Consider the following 17,925-nt stretch of genomic DNA (forward strand, 5'->3'; position numbering starts at 1 on the left):
CCCTTACAGGTTTCGATATGGCAGCAGAAAGCTCATTTCTACAGTTGAAAGCCCTCACCAAGCTTTACGGTAACAATTACCGGGCAGTGAACGATCTTCATCTCGATCTTCCCCGCGGAAAACTGCTCGGTCTCCTAGGCCCGTCCGGTTGCGGCAAGACCACGACATTACGCATGATTGCGGGTCTCGCATCGATCTCGGACGGCAACATCCTGATCGATGGCAACGATATTTCGCACAGGCCACCCCATCAGCGCGATATTGGTCTGGTTTTCCAGAACTATGCCCTGTTCCCGCATATGACGGTGGCCGAGAATGTCGCTTTCGGTCTCGATATGCGCAAGGTCGCCAAGGCTGAGGCGAAGAAGCGGGTCGAAGAAGCACTCGAAATGGTGCGGCTTCCCGGCTATGGCTCGCGCAAGCCCAAGGAGATGTCCGGCGGCCAGCAGCAGCGCGTGGCGCTTGCGCGGGCGCTGGTCATTCGTCCGCGTATTCTTCTGCTCGATGAGCCCCTGTCCAATCTGGATGCGAAGCTGCGCGACGACATGCGGATCGAAATCCGTGAGATTCAGAAACGCCTCGATATCACCACGGTCTTCGTCACGCATGACCAGGTAGAAGCGCTGACAATGTGTGATGTCGTGGGCGTTATGGATAGCGGCAGGCTGGCGCAGCTCGGTTCGCCGGAAGAAATCTATGAAAAGCCATCGTCGCTGTTCGTCGCCAAATTCGTCGGTCGCGCCAATGTCCACAATTGCGAGATCCTGGATGAAAATGTCTGCCGTCTCGGCAGCGCCGCCTATCGCTGCAACACGCATGGAAAGTCACGCGGGTCCGGGCAGATCGCCATTCGTCCGCATCGCATCAATCTCACGCCCAACCGCGATCGCAATCTTGTCAGCGTCGTAACCAACAGCGCGCACGGCGTGGTTGAGCGTACGACCTATATCGGCGACATCGTTCAGTACGACATCGAGATCGAAGGCGCCTGCCTGAAAGTTGAAGTGCCGACCGCCAGCGCGGGACATGCATTCCATACCGGTGACCGGCTGCTATGCGAATGGAAGCCGGAAGACATGCTGGTTTTTGGGAGCTGAGGTCATGACAGCGATCACATCAACCGGCATCATCCCGGCAAAGCCGTCGAGACGCAGGCGTTACGGTCTCGTCGCCGTTGCGCTTCTTCTGCCGATGGCCTTGATCAATCTCATCGCCTTTATCGCGCCGGTTGCGCATCTGGCGCAGATATCTTTCCTGCAGAGCGAGAGCGGCGGTGTCCTGACAGACCGCTATACGTTTGAGAATTATATCAATTTCTTCACCGACAGTTTCAATTGGGGTCTGGTGTTCAACTCGCTCTGGCTGAGCGCATTCATCACGCTGACAACGCTTATCTGTGCCTATCCGATTGCGCTTTTCCTGCACCGTGTTTCACCCGTATGGCGCAACTTTCTTTTCGTGGTGACGGTCTCGCCGCTGCTCGTCAGCAGCGTGGTGCGGACCTATGGCTGGATGGTGCTTCTCGGCGATCAGGGGCTCGTCAACGGAGCCTTGATGAACCTCGGCATCATTTCCTCCCCCATCAGGCTCGTCAACAATACGCTTGGTGTGTTCATCGGCATGGTGGAAATCCTGATCCCCTATATGGCGCTGTCGCTGATTGCCGGTTTCGGGCGCCTGAACGCTTCGCTTGAGGAGGCTGCGGCATCCCTCGGCGCCAATGCCTTCACCCGGTTTCGCCGCATCATCCTGCCGCTCACCTTGCCGGGTATCGCGCTTGGCTGCCTGCTTTGCTTCGTGCTGGCAATCAGTTCCTTCATCACGCCCAAACTGCTTGGCGGGGGACGCGTGTTCCTGCTGGCGACGGAAATCTACGATCAGGCCGTGATCCAGCTTGAATGGCCGCGGGCAGCCGCAACCTCCGTCATTGTCCTGATCATCTTCGGCCTCGCTCTGATGGTCTATTCCCGCATCGCACGTCGCATCGACTGACCGGCAAGGAGAAATGAGATGATCGGTTCAACTTCATTGCCATTCCGCCTTCTGGTCGGCCTGCTTTACCTGTTCCTGCTGGCCCCCATTCTGGTGGTGGTGCCGTTATCGTTCAGCAACGACAACTATCTGACGTTTCCGCCGCAGAGCTGGGGCGTGCGGTGGTATGCGGAAATGCTGCACCATGAAACGCTCATCCAGGCGTTCTGGATCAGCCTCGGCATTGCATCGGTCGTTACCGTCCTGTCGCTTCTGGCGGGTATCCCGGCGGCCTATGCGATCCGCCGTTATCAGTTCCGTGGACGCGAAGCGGTGCTGAACCTCTTTACTGCGCCGCTGCTTCTGCCATCCATCGTGCTGGGCCTCGCCATTCTGCTGGTCTTCGTGCGGCTGGAACTTCTCGGCACATTTACAGGTCTTGTGATCGCCCATCTGATCGTGACGACCCCTTACGTCATCCGCATAATGATAACCGCGTTCTCCACCTTGCCTCCATCGGTCGAAGAGGCCGCCACGATGCTGGGTGCGTCCCCGTTCACGGTGTTCCGTCGCATCACACTGCCATTGATGATGCCGGGTCTGGTGGCAAGTGCGGCTTTGTCCTTCCTTCTGTCCTTCGATGAGGTGGTGATCTCGCTCTTCATCACCGGGCCACGCATGACGACGCTGCCGGTCGAAATCTTCAATTATGTCGAAAGCCGCACCGACCCGATGACCGCTTCCATCTCGGTCGTGCTGATCGCGGCGACGCTGCTCATCATCTTCGTCATCGAACGCACACTCGGATTGTCCCGCACAATCGGCAAATAACCTCCCAACTGAAAGTGACTTCAAGCATGGAAAATATCGCCCTCTGGATGTCGCAACCGCATTTCAGCTATCTCGAAATTGCCCGGACCTGCGGCTTCTCATCCTTCGTCCTCGAACTCGAGCACGGAACCTTCGACCTGTCGACACTGGACCAGTTTCTGGCCTTCACCAAGGCGCAGAGTCTTTCCACCCTGACCAAGGTGCTGGCACCGACGCCGGAAGCCATTCAGCAGGCGCTCGACTTCGGATCGGATGGCGTCATCGTTCCGCATATTCTGGGCGTGGAACATGCGAAGCAGGTTACGAAAGCGGCAAAATATCCGCTGGTCGGCACGCGCTCTTATACTGGCGGCCGCATTTTCGGTTATGCCCGCCCGGCCACCGATGCCTTCGAGAAAGAGAACAAGCGCACTAAATGCTTCGCCATGATCGAGACGGCGGAAAGTCTTGCCGATGTCGAGAAGATCATTGCGCTCGATACGGTTGACGGCTTGTTTCCCGGCCCTTCGGATCTGGCGCTTGCGCGGGGGCGGGGAGCCTACGCTTTCAATGATGACGACAAGGCCGACCTGCGCCGCTGCGCGGCGGCTGCACGCGCTGCCGGGAAGCCGTGGATCATGCCCGCCTGGACCGAAGCCGAACGGCGCTTCGCGCAGAACGAGGGCGCCACGATGCTGGTTGTCGCCACCCAGAACATGACGCTTCGCCAGGGCATGGTCTCGACCGTGAACATGCTGAAAAGCGAAGCCCTGGTTGCCTGACTGAACTGAATACCAATCCATTCGCTGGAGGAAGAAATGAAGATTAGCCTGATCCAAACGAGCCCGCAGACCGACAAGGCCGAAAACCTGCGCATTACGCGGGGATTGATGGAAGATGCCGTGCGCACGGATTCTCCGGACCTTATCGTGCTGCCCGAATATTTCGAATATTACGGCGGTACTCCGGAAGAAAAACTTGCGGCAGCCGAGAGCGTTCCCGGTGGTCCTGCCTACAAGATGGCGCAGGACTTTGCCCGTGAGCACAAAGTCTTTGTCCATGCCGGCACCTTGATGGAAAAGGTTCCGAACGAAAAGCGCATCTACAATTCCACTTTCGTCTTCAATCGCGAAGGCCAGGAGATCGCGCATTATCGCAAGATCCATATGTTCGACATCGTCGGCCCGGACGGGACGGCCTATAAGGAATCCGCCACCGTCAAGCCGGGCGAGAATGTCGTCGTCTATGACCTCGACGGGTTCAAGATCGGCTGCGCGATCTGCTACGACATCCGCTTTGCCGAACTTTATCTGGAACTGGAAAAGGCCGGTGCCGATGTGATCGTTCTTCCCGCCGCATTCACGTTGCAGACCGGCAAGGATCACTGGGAAGTGCTGGCGCGGGCTCGTGCCATCGAAACCCAGACCTATTTCGCGGCCTGCGGCCAGACCGGCAGCACCGTTTCCAACGGCGAACGGCGTCATACCTATGGTCACTCGCTCGTCTGCGATCCGTGGGGTCATGTCGTGGCGCGCGCCTCCGATGGTGTCGGCTTCGTGACGGCGCGCATCGAACGTGCCCAGATCGAACGTGTGCGTTCGCTCATCCCGATGGTCAGCCATCGCCGCATCGGCAAGCAGTTGCAGGCCTGCGCATAGGAGGCGCCTTATGTATACGATCAACCCCATGCCGGAGCAGATAGCTGAAAGCGATCTCAAGCTCCTGTCGGGCGTCGAAACGGCCACCGTCGGACACTGGCGTTTCTTCGGCTTCATGCACCGTTCCATCCAGCCGCTCCTCCCGAAGCGCCGCGTGGTCGGCACCGCCGTCACCATCGCCATACCGGGTCCGGATTCCACCTTGCTTCACCACGTAACCGGAATGCTTCGCCCCGGCGATATTCTGGTGGTGGACCGGATGGGGGACGACCGCTATGCGTGCTGGGGCGGCGGTGTAACCATCGCGGCGAAGGCGGCGGGGGCCGTCGCCGGCATTGTGGATGGTCCCTGCACGGACCTGACGGAAATCGAGGATTCCGATTTTCCGATGTGGGCGAGGGGGATCTCCCCTATCACCACCCGGCTCTATGATCTGGGTGGCGGCATCAACATTCCGGTCTCCTGCGGCGGTGTCGTCGTCAATCCGGGTGATGCCATTCTGGCCGATGAGAGCGGTGTTCTCGTCCTGCCGCGTGACGAAGTGAACGCGGTCGCCTCGCGTGCGCTCGATATACAGGACAAGGGCAAGGTGCGAGAGGCTTCGGTGAAGACCGGTCTCAAGCTGGGTGACGTTTCTGGCGCGACCAGGAAAATTCTCGCTCACGCGGAAGGTTGATCTGACGGGGCCGGTTTTGGCCGGCCCTGTCGTTTGTGGGATTGAATGTGACTATTTGCTTATTTTCATCCCGCAAGTGTCTTAGAAGGAAAGGACGAATCTGGCTGTCCGGAGCGCAATAAGGGACTTCAAGAAACGCGCGCGGGTAACTGAAATGGGAAGGGACATGCCCGTCCATGAATATCCGTTTTCTGGAAACGGTGATCTGGTTGTCGGAACTGCGTAATTTCCGGGCGACGGCGGCTCGCCTCAACATGACGCCGGCGGCAATATCCAATCGTATCGGCGCCATGGAACAGGAACTCGGTTTCCGGCTTTTCGACCGCGACGCCCGCGACGTCAACCTGACGGCGGAGGGCGAGGCATTTGTCGAGGGCGCGCGCGATGTCGTGCGGCGTTACCATGATCTGGTGGAAAGCCTGAGCCCGCAAAACGGGCTCGAAGGAACGCTGAAGATCGGCATCGTTCCAAGCCTTGCCATGACCATATTGCCGGGTATTCTCGATATTGTGCGCCAGCGTTATCCGAAGATACGCATCTCGATCACAACTTCATCTTCGAAGGGCGTCGTGCAGAAGCTTGAGCAACGGGAGCTCGATATCGTTTTCGCGATCAAGCCCGAACCGACGTCCAATCTGCGTATTGTCGACATATGCACGTTCGGCATGTTCTGGATATCGCGCAGCAACCAGTTTCCGGGCGGCGCGGAAGATGTTCTGTCGCGCGATGATCTACTCGGCTGCAATCTCATTTCCTATGAGAGCGGCTCCTATAATTATCAGCAGATCATCAATTATTTCACCGAGGAGCGGTTGAAAGACGCAACTGTCCACTATTCCAACTCGCTCACCACGACGATCAACATGATTTCGGCGGGCGTCGGTATTTCCGTCATTCCCCCCGTGGTGATCCAGAAAGAGCTTCGGACGGGCGAGCTTCAGGTGTTGAATACCAACGCCGCTTTCCCCGCGACGAGCTATAGCGCCATCTATCTCGAAAGCGCGGCGACACGCCTGATCACGCTTGTGGCCAATATCGCCCGCGAAGCCGGGCGCAATTTCAGCGGCAATTTCAGCGATAGTCTCGCCTATCAGGATTAAACGCGTTCCGGGCCCAATGGATTTCATCCACGCAACAGAGGTTGACGTTTTATTCGGCAACCCGATGCGTACTCGCATTCTTACGCATATCGTCCAGCTGCCGCAACGACGAAAACAACGACTCCCGATCACGGAGATGTTCTTCATAGAGTGACAGGAAAATGGAGTTCGTCGTCACGTGCGGTCCGGGTGCGGACCGAGCGCGGCGCAGGCTGCTATTCGCCTTCCGCTTGGCGTCTTCGACTTTCGCTTGCAATTCCTGAAGCATGCCAGAATTGCCAAAAGCATGAAAACCGGCTTCCGGTGCGACTGTATTGGGTGTCGGGTGGATCATGGTCTGCATCTCCGATGGCAAGATATAGAGCTGATCGTGGCGTCCGTTTATGATTTAATCGTGGTGTAAACCGTACGAGATTACATTCTTGTCATGGTATGTTTCGGGCGCAGTTTTTAAGACAATTCCATTTTCTTGCTGAAGATATTTTTAGCACCGCAAGCGTCCGGGAAACGAGGCATTCAATGCCAAAACCTCGAGGGAACAAGGAAAAAACTCACGGTCCAGCTGTAACCGAACAGATTTCAGGCCGCATGGCTCGAAGGGGTATTAATCAGCGTCGTGGTTCATGAAAGGGAGCATATCGACTGTGTCGATCGTCGTCGGCTCGACGGGTTCCCCATCCGGCTTTGCAAAAATTATCACCCACAAGCAGTAGATTAGAAATACCGCCACACCAATCGCTAGCAGGCTTACAAATATGAGTGGCCAATCGAACATGCCTCATACCTTGGCGCAGTTTGGGCGCTAACTCAACCGTGTAAAATTTGCGCGCACGAACGCGGCTACCTCCAAGGCGCATACTCTCCAAGCGATCCCGGTCAAGCTGGTTCACTTCTTATGGGTTTCGATCCAGGTGATGCCGAAAACGACAGCGCTGACGGCCAGGATCGCTACGATCTCAATCCAGAAAATCAACTGCATGACCATGTCCTCCAGCATGGTTAACAAAAACCTAACGAAAAGGTTCATTCACGCTGAAGTGACTGAGTCTACGCCGTCATTGTGGCGATGGCTCCGCTGATTATCGCAATCGGCACCGTTGTGGATTTTGGGTCAGATTAAACTCTGGCAGCGCGGGATGGGGTATTACGCGACATCCCCATGCGCTCACAGGGTTCGCGAGGCTGCTGCAATCGAACTATCCCGGATATGGGCGGCGTTTCGATATGCGCGCGGAGTGAGCCCTGTTTCCAGCAAGAAATAGCGGTTGAAATTAGACAGATTGTTGAAGCCGGCTTCAAAACAAATGTCGGTTATTGCGAGATCTGTTTCCACCAGCAAGGTGCGCGCCCGCCACACCCGCACGGAACGGCTGTAGGTCGAAAACGTCATACCCGTCAGTCGCTTGAAAGCGCGAGAGAAAGACGCTGTGTCCAGACCGACGGCATCGGCGACATCCTGCATCTGGCGGTCAGGGTTTGATTGTAGAATCTGGATAGCCTGATCGATACGCCGATGCCGTTTGTCGGAGGCTTCGCTGTAGAGCGATACGAAATGTTCGCTCGCCAAGGGGCGCTTTTGCTCAGCGCGATCAATCGCATTCAGTATTTCAAGAAAAAGGCCAAGGCCCGCTGCATCCGACTGCTGGTGCAATGCCAGTATCATTTCTCCGATATCAAGCGCTTCCTGACCTGTGATTTCGATTCCTCGCCGCGACAAACCCTTCAGGCGGTGCAGCACTTCGAATTCGGGGCAAACCGACCGAACCTGAATAAGTGCATCGGCATTGAACTGGAGCACGAGGTCACGTCCCGGAATGGATGCCGCACCCGGCGTGATCCAGTTATGGGGCAGGTTCGTCCCGGTCAGGACGAGATGACCTGGCTGAAATGGCCCCACGTAGTCGCCAACATAGGCCAGCCCCTGAGCTTGAGGAATATAATGGATTTCCCACTCAGGATGATAGTTCCAGATGCATATCGGATTGGGATAATCGTCGCGACGAATGAGATAGGATTTCCCACCCGGCAGCGTAATGCGCTCTCGCGTGGCAGCATAGGCGTTGGGGAGAGAGGAAGAATTTTCCGATGATAGAACCATGATATAGCACCGTCCGAGGCATCATAATATCAAAATAGTATCAATTATTGACAAAAAGCAAACTAGTCCGTTCTCGCCGTTTTTACAAAATTGAATCCACAGGATGCGGGGAAGAGGAGCATCCGGTGGAACATAATTGGGAGGACAACATGCTACGAATGTTTTTGCGTACCGGTTGCGCGGTCATAGCGCTCACTGCCGCATCCGGTGCCATGGCGGCTGCGATTTGCAGCAAGGATGTAAGAGTTCTGGCGCAGCCGCGTGATGGCCTCACCTTGCTGGAAGACTATGTGGACGAGTTTGAAGAACTCTCCGGTGCCGGTTTTGAAATCAGCTATCTGAATGAGAATGACCGCCGCGCGAAGTCACAGGCGGACGCATCGACGGTAGGCAGCTACAATGTCTACTATGTCGATGAAGCCAATCTCGCATTGTTTGCTTCGTCGGGCTGGATCGTTCCCCTCGAAGGCTTTTACCCCAACGAATACGATTACGACGATTTCGACGCCGGCATGCGTGCGGCTGCCACTTATGACGGCAAACAGTGGTTTGCACCCGTTCAGGGCGGTGGCGACCTGATGGTTTATCGTACCGATCTGCTCGAAAAGGCGGGCATCCAGCCGCCAAAGACCTGGGACGAATATAAGGCCGCGGTTGCCAAGTTGCATGACCCGGAAAATGGCGTCTATGGAACCGCGTTGCGCGGACAGCGCGGCTCGGGCGCCAATGTCTGGCGCTGGATGCCGCTGTTCAAGGCAAATGGTGGCGAATGGTTCAAGGATGGCAAGCCAGCTTTCAACTCCGACGCGGCAGTGAAGGCAACTGAGGAATATCTCGATCTTTTCAAGTATTCCGCTCCCGGTACCCAGACAGGTTCCTGGGATGAATCCACCGGTGCTTTCCGGGCAGGCAAGGTAGCAATTATCATCGAATCGGCGCCCCTTGGCGGCATGTCGGTCGATAAGGCGCAGAGCCAGGTTGCAGACAAGGTTGCTTTCGCTGTCCCGCCAACGCCTCTTCCGGGCGCCGGCTATGCGCATGGCTTTGCAATTGCGTCCAAGGCCAATGCGACGGACGAGGATAAGGCTTGCGCCGGGCTCTTCGTGGCATGGGCCACCTCGAAGGAGCAGGAAGCCCGCCGTCTGGTAGCAGGCCAACCCGGTGAATTGACACGCACCAGCACCTATCAAAGCCCGAAATATGCTGAGACGTTCGGACAGAACCTTGCAGATGCGATGGCCGCCACCGGCGCCCGCACGACCGTAACTTTCTGGCAGGACCCGCGCTGGCAGGAATTGGGAAATCAATGGGGCATCATGCTGGAAGAACTTATCACCGGCAGCCGCAAGGATATCAAGTCGACGCTCGGCGAGCTTCAGGCATTCGCTGAGAAGCTTTAGACGTCGCGCGTTCGGGGCGGTTTGTTGCCGTATTGGGTCGAAGCCGCCCCGCCTCCCAAGATGGATTCTACCTGGAAGCCAGGTGTGTCTCACGCCGCCACGCCGTCTCGGTCACCGCATTCAAACAAGGAATGTTCATGCAACGTGGACGCTCGCTCCCATATTTTTTCCTTGGGCCAACCCTGCTCATCCTCATCGTTCTGGCGCTGATTCCGACCGTTTTTGCTATTGCGATTTCACTGCAAAACAGGACCTTGTCACAGCCAGCGGCTGAATATGTCTGGTTCGCGAACTATGCCGCTCTGTTTACCGATCCGCGTTTTCTCAACGCGTTGTGGGTTTCGCTGAAATGGGAAGTCCTGACCGTGGCACTGACCATGCTGACCGGCGTTGGTCTGGGCGTTGCAATGTTTGAAGCCGCCGGCCCGCGTATGCGAAATCTCCTTTGCCTGCTGTTCATTATTCCGGTGTTATTGCCCCGCGTCTGCGCAGCATTTGTATGGAAATTCGCGTTCCATCCGCTTTATGGCGCCCTGACCTGGCCTATCCGTGAACTGACTGGCGCAACACCCGATATACTTTCGACGCCAATTGGCGCTCTCCTTGCGGTTGCTTTCGTGGATGTCTGGCAATGGGGGCTGTTTTTTGCGGTCATCGTCCTGAAATTGCTCGAAGCGTTGCCGGTCCAGCCTTTGGAAGCGGCTCGCATTGATCGCGCCAAAAGGTGGGAGATCCATCGCTTCATCACCCTACCGATGCTCAAGACGCCGCTGATCAGCCTTCTGCTCGTCAAAGCCATCGAAAGCCTGCGTTCGTTCGATCTGGTCTACGTGATGACCCGGGGCGGGCCCGGAATCTCGACAGAAACCCTCGACATGTATGCCTATTCGCAAGGCTTCATTGAGTCCGGAAAAATCTCCTACGCCTCGTCAATGGCCGTCATCATGATGCTGCTTACCATCGTCATTTTCACTGTTGCCTGGAAGAGGCTGAACCGATGAAGATCTCGACCATCCTTCTGCGCGCGCTTCTCGTCTTTGCGGCAGCGCTGGTCGTGTTGCCGTTGCTCTGGACCCTGCTCAATGCGTTCAAGACCAACGCCGATCTTCTGGTCAGTACGCCGAAAATCATCTTTCAGCCCGTCTGGGACAATATGAGCTATGTGCTCAACCGTCGTTCGGTGGCGCGGGCACTTACGAATTCGCTTATCATCTGTTCGTCCGCTGTCGTCATTGGCGCGCTGATTGGTGTGCCTGCTGCCTATGTGATCGCACGATACAAGAACCGTATAACAGCTGAAGCTCAGTTCTTCGTTTTGTCCCTGCGTTTCCTGCCACCTGTGGCAGTGGCTATTCCGATGCTTGTGATCTGGCTTTCGCTTGATCTCTACGACAGCCGCCTTTCTCTCATAGTAACCTATCTGATCATTACCGCATCGATTACGATCTGGCTTTCGGTTCCTGCATTCGAACGCGTGAGCCTTCACGTTGAGGAAGCCGCCCGGGTCGATGGACTTGGGCGCTATGGAACTTTTTTCCGAATTGCCCTGCCGATTGCCAGATTTCAGATATTCGGCGCCATCGCTTTCTCCTTCGTGCTGGTCTGGAATGAATTTCTTCTGGCAATGATGCTGACGACATCTCGCGCCAAAACGCTGCCAATCATAGCTTCTGAGATGTCCCAGCTTGGCATGAATGTGCCATGGGGCATTCTGAATGCCGCTGTCGTTCTTCTCTCCCTTCCGCCTTTAATTCTGCTTGGGCTTCTTGCCGGCGGGTTGAATGCCGTCTTCACCAAAAAACAAAATCAGGAATGATCCGATGAAAGCACTTGTTCTGGAACGCATCGGCGAATTGAATCTGCGCGAAATTGAATTGCCTACCGAGATGGGGCCGGATGACGTTCGTATCAAATTGCACACCGTAGGCGTATGCGGGAGCGATGTGCATTATTATACACATGGGCGTATCGGAGATTTCGTAGTCGACCAGCCTATGGTCCTTGGTCATGAAGCAGCAGGCACGGTGGTCGAGGTCGGCGGGAACGTAACGCATCTAAAGCTGGGAGATCGGGTATGCATGGAGCCGGGCATTCCAGATCCGCTCTCGCGTGCTTCGAAGCTTGGCCTCTATAACGTCGATCCTGCTGTGCGCTTCTGGGCGACTCCGCCCGTCCACGGAATTCTTTGCCCCGAAACGGTTCATCCTGCAAACTTCACATATAAACTGCCGGACAACGTCTCTTTTGCAGAAGGTGCGATGGTGGAGCCTTTTGCCGTCGGCATGCAGGCGGCAACGCGCGCGCGCATCAATCCAGGCGATACGGCCGTTGTGACCGGCTGTGGGACAATCGGCATCATGGTTGCGCTTGCGGCCCTGGCGGGAGGCTGTTCCCGCGTTCTGATCTCGGATTTCTCGGACGCCAAGCTGCAACTTGCAGAAACTTATGACGGCATTACGGGCATCAATCTTGGCGAAACCAACATCGTGGAAGCGGTCAACGATGCCACCGGAAATTGGGGAGCGGATATCGTCTTTGAATGTTCGGGAGCGGCGGCAGCCGTACGGGACTTGTTCAAGATAGTGCGCCCCGGTGGCACGGTTGTGCTGGTTGGCCTGCCTCCCGAACCCGTTCTGTTCGACATTTCGGCAGCGACGGCTCGGGAATGCCGGATCGAAACAGTCTTTCGCTATGCGAACGTGTTCGATCGCGCTCTTGCCCTGATCGCTGCAGGCAAGGTTGACCTCAAGCCGCTGATCTCAGGGGTATTTCCTTTCGAGCAATCCATCGCCGCTTTCGATCGCGCGGCAGAAGGTCGTGCAACCGACATCAAGCTGCAGATCATCCTGCACGGGGAGAAAAACTGATGTCTACCGTGGAATGCCGGTCCATACTGAAACGATATGGCGCGCAGGAAGTCATCCGTGATTTCAACCTTGAAATCAGTGATCATGAGTTTGTAGTTTTTCTTGGCCCGTCCGGCTGTGGAAAATCCACGATCTTGAGAATGATTGCCGGGCTTGAGGAAATCACAGGGGGCGATCTTCTGATCGGTGGCCAACGGATGAACGATCGCGATCCGGGTGACCGCGGTATTGCCATGGTGTTCCAGAACTACGCGCTCTATCCGCATATGACTGTTCGGGAGAATGTCATCTTCGGGTTAGAGCGGGCGGGCATATCCAAGCAGGCCATTGCCGACCGACTTGCACCGGTCGTCACGGCTCTGGGGCTTGAGACGTATATGGCACGCAAACCGTCCGAATTGTCGGGCGGCCAGCAACAACGCGTTGCAATTGCGCGAGCAATGATAAAGACGCCGGAAGTGTTCCTTTTCGATGAACCGTTATCCAACCTGGACGCAAAATTGCGCGGAAGCCTGCGGGTGGAGATCGCCAATCTTCATCATGAATTGAAGACTACCAGCATCTATGTGACTCACGACCAACTCGAGGCGATGACATTGGCTGACCGGATCGTGCTGATGAAGGACGGGCGCATAGAGCAGATGGGAACGCCTGAGGAAATCTATCAGGCGCCCGCGACGCTTTTTGCCGCCGGTTTTATTGGCACGCCCAACATGAATTTCTTCGAACTTGACGCCAACGGGCAGAGAATTGGGGATGAAACCATAAGCTTGCCCCGTCCTTCGGGCTTGAAGCCCGGTCCGGTAACAGTTGGCATACGGCCGGGAGCATTCATGCTTAATGAGGCAGGAGGGCACATCCGCGGCGAGATAGAACGCAATGAATTTCACGGCGAGAGCCGTTTGGTTACAGTTCGGGCCGGCGAACATCTCTTCAACATCGCCGTACCCGCTTCGATGCGTCTGAGGGAAGGGCACAATATTGGGCTTGACGTTACCCCCGAGAGCCTGCATTTCTTCGACCCGCAGACAGGCTTGCGTAACGCACTGTCCACCGGCTAGCAGGGCGGATCCCGTGCGATCCCTGGACTATTCAGGTTGGCCCATGGGAGCCGCTTTGTGATAGCTCTCGCACACAGCTTCTTCGAACGGTTAGCGCACTTCAAGGACTTCGCCGGTGCGACGATCTATGACAACACGCATCTCATCGTCGCGGCGGTCCAGTCCTCGGACAACATAAACGTTTCTGCGCCTTGAGATGCTTTCAACTTCATCCATCCCTTCGCTGCGCGCGATTCGAGCGGCCCTGCGTTCGCTGATTTCCTCGCGACCGTAGCGTCGATCTCCATCCGGATTGACCTGGATACCGTTGGGGCCGATTTCAATACTCTGCGCATGTGCGGGAACAGTTGGAATGAAAGCCGAAAGTACCAAAGCTGCGATTGCCGGGAACTTGTACATGGCAGTTATCCTTGCTCGTTTCACGCCCGCCGTCGACATCAACCGATAAGTCCGTCACCAGTTCCCATGGTGGCGGTCAACTCCTCCTAACACTGCGAAGATATTGTGATGAGACATGCAATCGGTTTTGCTGTGTCAGGTCTGTCATGGGGTCAAAACCGTGAACGCTTCCCTCTATCTTGCCGTCTTGACAGTACTGCATACACAGCACTACGCTGCAGTAACACGGCAGATTTTTACTGAAGTGAGGGGAGGAATTCATGACTAAAAGTTCAATTATTACAGGACTGGGTCGGGTTTCAATTTCACGGCGCCAGTTTATAACATCGAGCGCACTGGGCGCCGGTGCTCTGCTTCTACCGTCCTTGCCGTCTTTTGCCGCGGACAAGCCCAAAGTGGGTCTCGTCATGAAGTCGCTCGCCAATGAGTTCTTCAAGCAGATGCAGGCAGGTGCCGAGGACTACGCCGCCAAAAACACCGACAAGTTCTCTTTCGCCGCTGTCGGCATGAAGGATGAACGGGATTTCGCTGCACAGGTCGATGCCGTCGAGAATTTCGTCACGCAGCAGTTCAATGTGATCGTGCTGGCTCCGGCGGATTCCAAGGCGATGGTAACGCCGGTCAAAAAGGCTCTGGAAGCCGGCATCAAGGTTATCAATATCGACGTGGCGCTGGATGAAGAGGCGAAAAAGCAGGCCGGTGTCGATCTTGCCTTTTTCGGTCCCGACAACCGCGAGGGTGCAAAGCTCGCAGGCTTGGCGCTTGCCAAGGAACTGGGCAAGGGCGGCAAGGTGGTTATCCTCGAAGGCAATCCCGAGGCCGACAACGCCAAGGAACGCAAGAAGGGGTTTGACGATGCCGTGGCCGAGGGCGGCTTGACACTGCTCGATTCCAAGACGGCGCATTGGGAAACGGAAGAAGCCAACACGCTGATGACCAATTTCCTGACGCAATATCAGGACATTCAAGGTGTGATGGCAGCCAACGACTCCATGGCGCTCGGCGTGGTGAAGGCTCTGGATGCCGCTGGAAAATCGGGGCAGATCAAGGTGGTGGGCTTCGACAATATTCCCGCCGTCCAGCCGTTGATCAAGGATGGCAAGATGCTTGCCACTGTCGATCAGTTCGGGGCGCAGATGGCAGCGATGGGCATTGATTACGGCCTCAAGGAACTGGCGGGCGAGAAATTTTCCGGCTGGGTCAAGACGGATATCAAACTCATCACCGCCAAGGATCTCTGAAACATGCCAATCATTGAGCGGCGCTCCAGGCGCCGCTCCGCTTCACCCGGCAGGCAGGAAAAGACATGCAGTCAGCCGACGCCATTTTAAGATTGGAACATGTCGGCAAGACCTTTCCGGGTGTGGTTGCGTTGAACGGTATCACGCTGGAACTGCAGCGCGGCGAGACACACATCATCCTGGGCGAAAACGGCGCCGGAAAGTCCACCCTCATCAAGCTTCTCGCCGGCATATATCAGCCTGATTCCGGCCAGATTTTTCTGAACGGCCAGCCCTACAACCCAAAGACCCCGCACGACGCGCAGGTTCAGGGTATTCGCATCGTTCATCAGGAACTCAACCTGCTGTCGCATCTTTCCATCGCCGAGAACCTGATGCTGGAAAGCCTTCCGAGGCGCTTCGGGATCATGGATCGGGCAAGGCTGAACAGCCGCGCCGAAGAGCTTCTCGCCGAGGTAGGTCTGGCGGTCGATCCGCGGATGCCGGTCTCGGAGCTGGGCGTTGCGCAAATGCAGTTGGTCGAAATCGCCAAGGCGCTTGGTTATGACAGCAAACTACTGGTTCTGGACGAGCCGACGGCGACATTGACGCCGCCGGAAATCGAGCGGCTGTTTGCGATCATCAAGCGCCTGAAGGCGAAAGGCGTGACCATCATCTACATCTCCCACCGTCTGCACGAGGTCTTCGAGATCGGTGACCGGGTAACGGTGTTGCGCAACGGGCGGCTGGTGGAGACACGCGAGCTGCAGGGGTTGAGCGTGCCGCATCTGGTGCGCATGATGATCGGCCGCGACATCGCGGATGAATACGGCTTCAACGCTGATATCAAGCCGGGTACCGTCGCCTTGTCAGTGAGGAATGTCAGGCGCAACAACGGCGCCCCGCCGGTTTCGTTTTCGGTGCGCCATGGAGAAATTCTCGGCGTCGCCGGTTTGGTCGGATCAGGCCGCACCGAGGTGATGCGCGCAATCTTCGGCGCCGATCCAAGATCGGCAGGGGAAATCGATATCGATGGCAGGCCGGTAGACATCCGTGATCCGCGCGATGCGGTGCGCAACGGTCTCGGCTTCCTGACCGAAGACCGCAAGAGCCAAGGGCTGCTGCTGGACATGCCCGTCTATATCAACGCCACGATCACCGACCTCAAAAAAATCTCGAATGGCGGTCTGCTGGACCGTAGCGTTGAGAAAGATGCCGTGGCTGAACTGGTCGAGCGGTTGCGCGTCAAGACGGCATCCATCGACACACCGGTGCGTAATCTCTCCGGCGGCAATCAGCAAAAGGTGGTTCTGGCAAAATGGCTGTTTCGCGGGTCGTCCACGCTGATACTCGATGAACCGACACGCGGGGTTGATGTCGGCGCCAGGCGCGAGATTTATCAACTTCTGTGGATGCTTGCCGCCAACCAAAAGGCAATCATCATGATTTCCTCGGACCTGCCCGAGCTGATCGGCATGTGTCACCGCATCATCGTCTTCTCCAACGGCAAACTGGTGGGGGAACTGGACCGGTCGCAGTTCGACCAGGAACGTATTCTTTCGCTCGCTTATCAGGAGCATGTTCACGCATGACGGAACCCACTTCTCCATCTGCCCAACAATCCGACGCTGTCGATCGCCAGAAACTGAAGCGCTTCCTGTTGCGTGATGCGGGTGTGTTTCTGGCGTTGATCCTGATAACGCTGGTATTTTCCTTCACCGCACCCTATTTCGCAACGCCGGGCAACGCGCTCAAGATTTTCGTTCAGATCGCCATCAACACGGTGCTTGCGGCAGGTATGACCTTCGTTATTCTGACCGGCGGCATAGACCTTTCCGTTGGCTCGGTGCTTGCCTTATGCACGGTCGTGGGCGCACTTATCATGACGTCGGGTCTGGAGCCTGCCTTGTCGATCCCGCTGGCCGTTCTGGCATGCATTGCCGTCGGTGGGCTTTGCGGGTTCATCAACGGCAAGGTGTCGACCTACTGGAAAATCCCGTCGTTTATCGTCACGCTGGGCATGCTCAATATCGCCGCCGGTGCGGCACGTGTGGTGTCGAACAACTCGACCATTACCGGGCTTCCGCAAGGGTTTGTCGATTTCGGCAATCTGATAGTCGGTGGCTTCCTGCCTTCGATCTTCCTGATCGCGGTGGCAGTGATCGCTGTCGGCTGGTTCGTTCTCCGCTTTACGGTTTTCGGTCGCATGATCTATGCGGTCGGCGCCAATGACGAGGCGGTGCGCCTTTCGGGGCATAATCCCGATGCATACAAGATCGCAGCGTTTGTCATTTCCGGCGTCACTGCTGGTATTGCTGCGATTGTCTATCTGCTGCGGCTGAACATCGGCAGCCCGATTGCTGGCGTCGGCTATGAACTCAACGCGATAGCAGCTGTCATCATCGGTGGGACGAGCCTGTTCGGCGGCAAGGGATCAATCGTGGGTACGCTGGCCGGTGCCTGTATCCTGCAGGTTTTGGCTACCGGCCTGCAATTGCTCGGCATCGGTGACAATTACAAACCGATCATTATCGGTACGGTGATCATCCTCGCGGTTATCGTCGATACCTATCGCGAAAGGTTGTTGCGGCGCATTCGCTGACCGCACCATGAAAGGCTTCAACCCGGCGTTTTGCGTTTCGCATCGCGCCGGGTTTTGGATTAC

18 protein-coding genes are annotated in these 17,925 nt (G+C 56.5%); 15 read left to right on the top strand and 3 right to left on the bottom strand.

The window, feature by feature from the left end; translation table 11 throughout:
* Positions 1-17 precede the first annotated feature (17 nt).
* The 7 genes from ABWW28_RS19260 (at position 18) to ABWW28_RS19290 (ending at position 6,215) form a co-directional block, all read left to right on the top strand.
* The gene (locus tag ABWW28_RS19260; RefSeq protein ID WP_176588560.1) at positions 18-1,097 is read left to right on the top strand and encodes an ABC transporter ATP-binding protein; all 1,080 of its coding nucleotides are present in this window, start codon (positions 18-20) and stop codon (positions 1,095-1,097) included.
* Positions 1,098-1,101: 4 nt separating this feature from the next.
* Positions 1,102-1,992, top strand: a complete 891-nt coding sequence (locus ABWW28_RS19265; RefSeq protein ID WP_176588561.1) for an ABC transporter permease — start codon at positions 1,102-1,104, stop codon at positions 1,990-1,992.
* 18 nt (positions 1,993-2,010) lie between these two features.
* Positions 2,011-2,802 (top strand): ABC transporter permease, encoded by a 792-nt coding sequence (locus ABWW28_RS19270; protein WP_006470062.1) that lies wholly within the window; start codon positions 2,011-2,013, stop codon positions 2,800-2,802.
* Between the two features lie 26 nt (positions 2,803-2,828).
* Positions 2,829-3,563 (top strand): HpcH/HpaI aldolase family protein, encoded by a 735-nt coding sequence (locus tag ABWW28_RS19275; protein ID WP_176588562.1) that lies wholly within the window; start codon positions 2,829-2,831, stop codon positions 3,561-3,563.
* 36 nt (positions 3,564-3,599) lie between these two features.
* Positions 3,600-4,439: a carbon-nitrogen hydrolase family protein gene (locus ABWW28_RS19280; RefSeq protein WP_113475504.1), complete on the top strand. Its 840-nt coding sequence runs from the start codon at positions 3,600-3,602 to the stop codon at positions 4,437-4,439.
* 10 nt (positions 4,440-4,449) lie between these two features.
* Positions 4,450-5,115, top strand: a complete 666-nt coding sequence (locus tag ABWW28_RS19285) for an RraA family protein (RefSeq protein WP_176588563.1) — start codon at positions 4,450-4,452, stop codon at positions 5,113-5,115.
* Between the two features lie 176 nt (positions 5,116-5,291).
* The gene (locus ABWW28_RS19290) at positions 5,292-6,215 is read left to right on the top strand and encodes a LysR family transcriptional regulator (protein ID WP_176588564.1); all 924 of its coding nucleotides are present in this window, start codon (positions 5,292-5,294) and stop codon (positions 6,213-6,215) included.
* A gap of 49 nt (positions 6,216-6,264) precedes the next feature.
* Here ABWW28_RS19290 and ABWW28_RS19295 read toward each other — a convergent pair whose 3' ends face one another.
* The gene (locus ABWW28_RS19295; RefSeq protein WP_176588565.1) at positions 6,265-6,549 is read right to left on the bottom strand and encodes a hypothetical protein; all 285 of its coding nucleotides are present in this window, start codon (positions 6,547-6,549) and stop codon (positions 6,265-6,267) included.
* A gap of 831 nt (positions 6,550-7,380) precedes the next feature.
* Positions 7,381-8,313 (bottom strand): AraC family transcriptional regulator, encoded by a 933-nt coding sequence (locus ABWW28_RS19300; RefSeq protein WP_112672137.1) that lies wholly within the window; start codon positions 8,311-8,313, stop codon positions 7,381-7,383.
* A 149-nt stretch (positions 8,314-8,462) separates the two neighbouring features.
* On the opposite strand from ABWW28_RS19300, the gene ABWW28_RS19305 reads away from it, so the two are divergent.
* The 5 genes from ABWW28_RS19305 (at position 8,463) to ABWW28_RS19325 (ending at position 13,641) form a co-directional block, all read left to right on the top strand.
* Entirely contained in the window at positions 8,463-9,713 is a 1,251-nt protein-coding gene (locus ABWW28_RS19305) for an ABC transporter substrate-binding protein (protein ID WP_176588566.1), read from the top strand.
* Between the two features lie 137 nt (positions 9,714-9,850).
* Positions 9,851-10,714, top strand: coding sequence for a carbohydrate ABC transporter permease (locus tag ABWW28_RS19310; RefSeq protein WP_113368860.1), 864 nt, complete (start codon positions 9,851-9,853; stop codon positions 10,712-10,714).
* Entirely contained in the window at positions 10,711-11,529 is an 819-nt protein-coding gene (locus tag ABWW28_RS19315; RefSeq protein ID WP_176588567.1) for a carbohydrate ABC transporter permease, read from the top strand. Before ABWW28_RS19310 ends, ABWW28_RS19315 begins: the two co-directional genes overlap by 4 nt.
* A gap of 4 nt (positions 11,530-11,533) precedes the next feature.
* Positions 11,534-12,580, top strand: coding sequence for an NAD(P)-dependent alcohol dehydrogenase (locus tag ABWW28_RS19320; RefSeq protein ID WP_112672145.1), 1,047 nt, complete (start codon positions 11,534-11,536; stop codon positions 12,578-12,580).
* Positions 12,580-13,641, top strand: coding sequence for an ABC transporter ATP-binding protein (locus ABWW28_RS19325; RefSeq protein WP_113475491.1), 1,062 nt, complete (start codon positions 12,580-12,582; stop codon positions 13,639-13,641). Before ABWW28_RS19320 ends, ABWW28_RS19325 begins: the two co-directional genes overlap by 1 nt.
* A 90-nt stretch (positions 13,642-13,731) precedes the next feature.
* Here ABWW28_RS19325 and ABWW28_RS19330 read toward each other — a convergent pair whose 3' ends face one another.
* Positions 13,732-14,040: a PepSY domain-containing protein gene (locus ABWW28_RS19330; protein WP_006471848.1), complete on the bottom strand. Its 309-nt coding sequence runs from the start codon at positions 14,038-14,040 to the stop codon at positions 13,732-13,734.
* A 260-nt stretch (positions 14,041-14,300) separates the two neighbouring features.
* On the opposite strand from ABWW28_RS19330, the gene ABWW28_RS19335 reads away from it, so the two are divergent.
* From ABWW28_RS19335 to ABWW28_RS19345, 3 genes are all read left to right on the top strand, one after another.
* The gene (locus ABWW28_RS19335) at positions 14,301-15,281 is read left to right on the top strand and encodes a sugar ABC transporter substrate-binding protein (RefSeq protein ID WP_112672151.1); all 981 of its coding nucleotides are present in this window, start codon (positions 14,301-14,303) and stop codon (positions 15,279-15,281) included.
* Between the two features lie 65 nt (positions 15,282-15,346).
* Positions 15,347-16,852 (top strand): sugar ABC transporter ATP-binding protein, encoded by a 1,506-nt coding sequence (locus ABWW28_RS19340; protein ID WP_176588568.1) that lies wholly within the window; start codon positions 15,347-15,349, stop codon positions 16,850-16,852.
* Positions 16,849-17,862, top strand: coding sequence for an ABC transporter permease (locus tag ABWW28_RS19345; RefSeq protein ID WP_025091112.1), 1,014 nt, complete (start codon positions 16,849-16,851; stop codon positions 17,860-17,862). Before ABWW28_RS19340 ends, ABWW28_RS19345 begins: the two co-directional genes overlap by 4 nt.
* Positions 17,863-17,925: the final 63 nt, after the last annotated feature.

It is taken from the genome of Brucella sp. NBRC 14130 (assembly GCF_040371715.1).
Classification (GTDB): Bacteria; Pseudomonadota; Alphaproteobacteria; order Rhizobiales; family Rhizobiaceae; genus Brucella; species Brucella intermedia.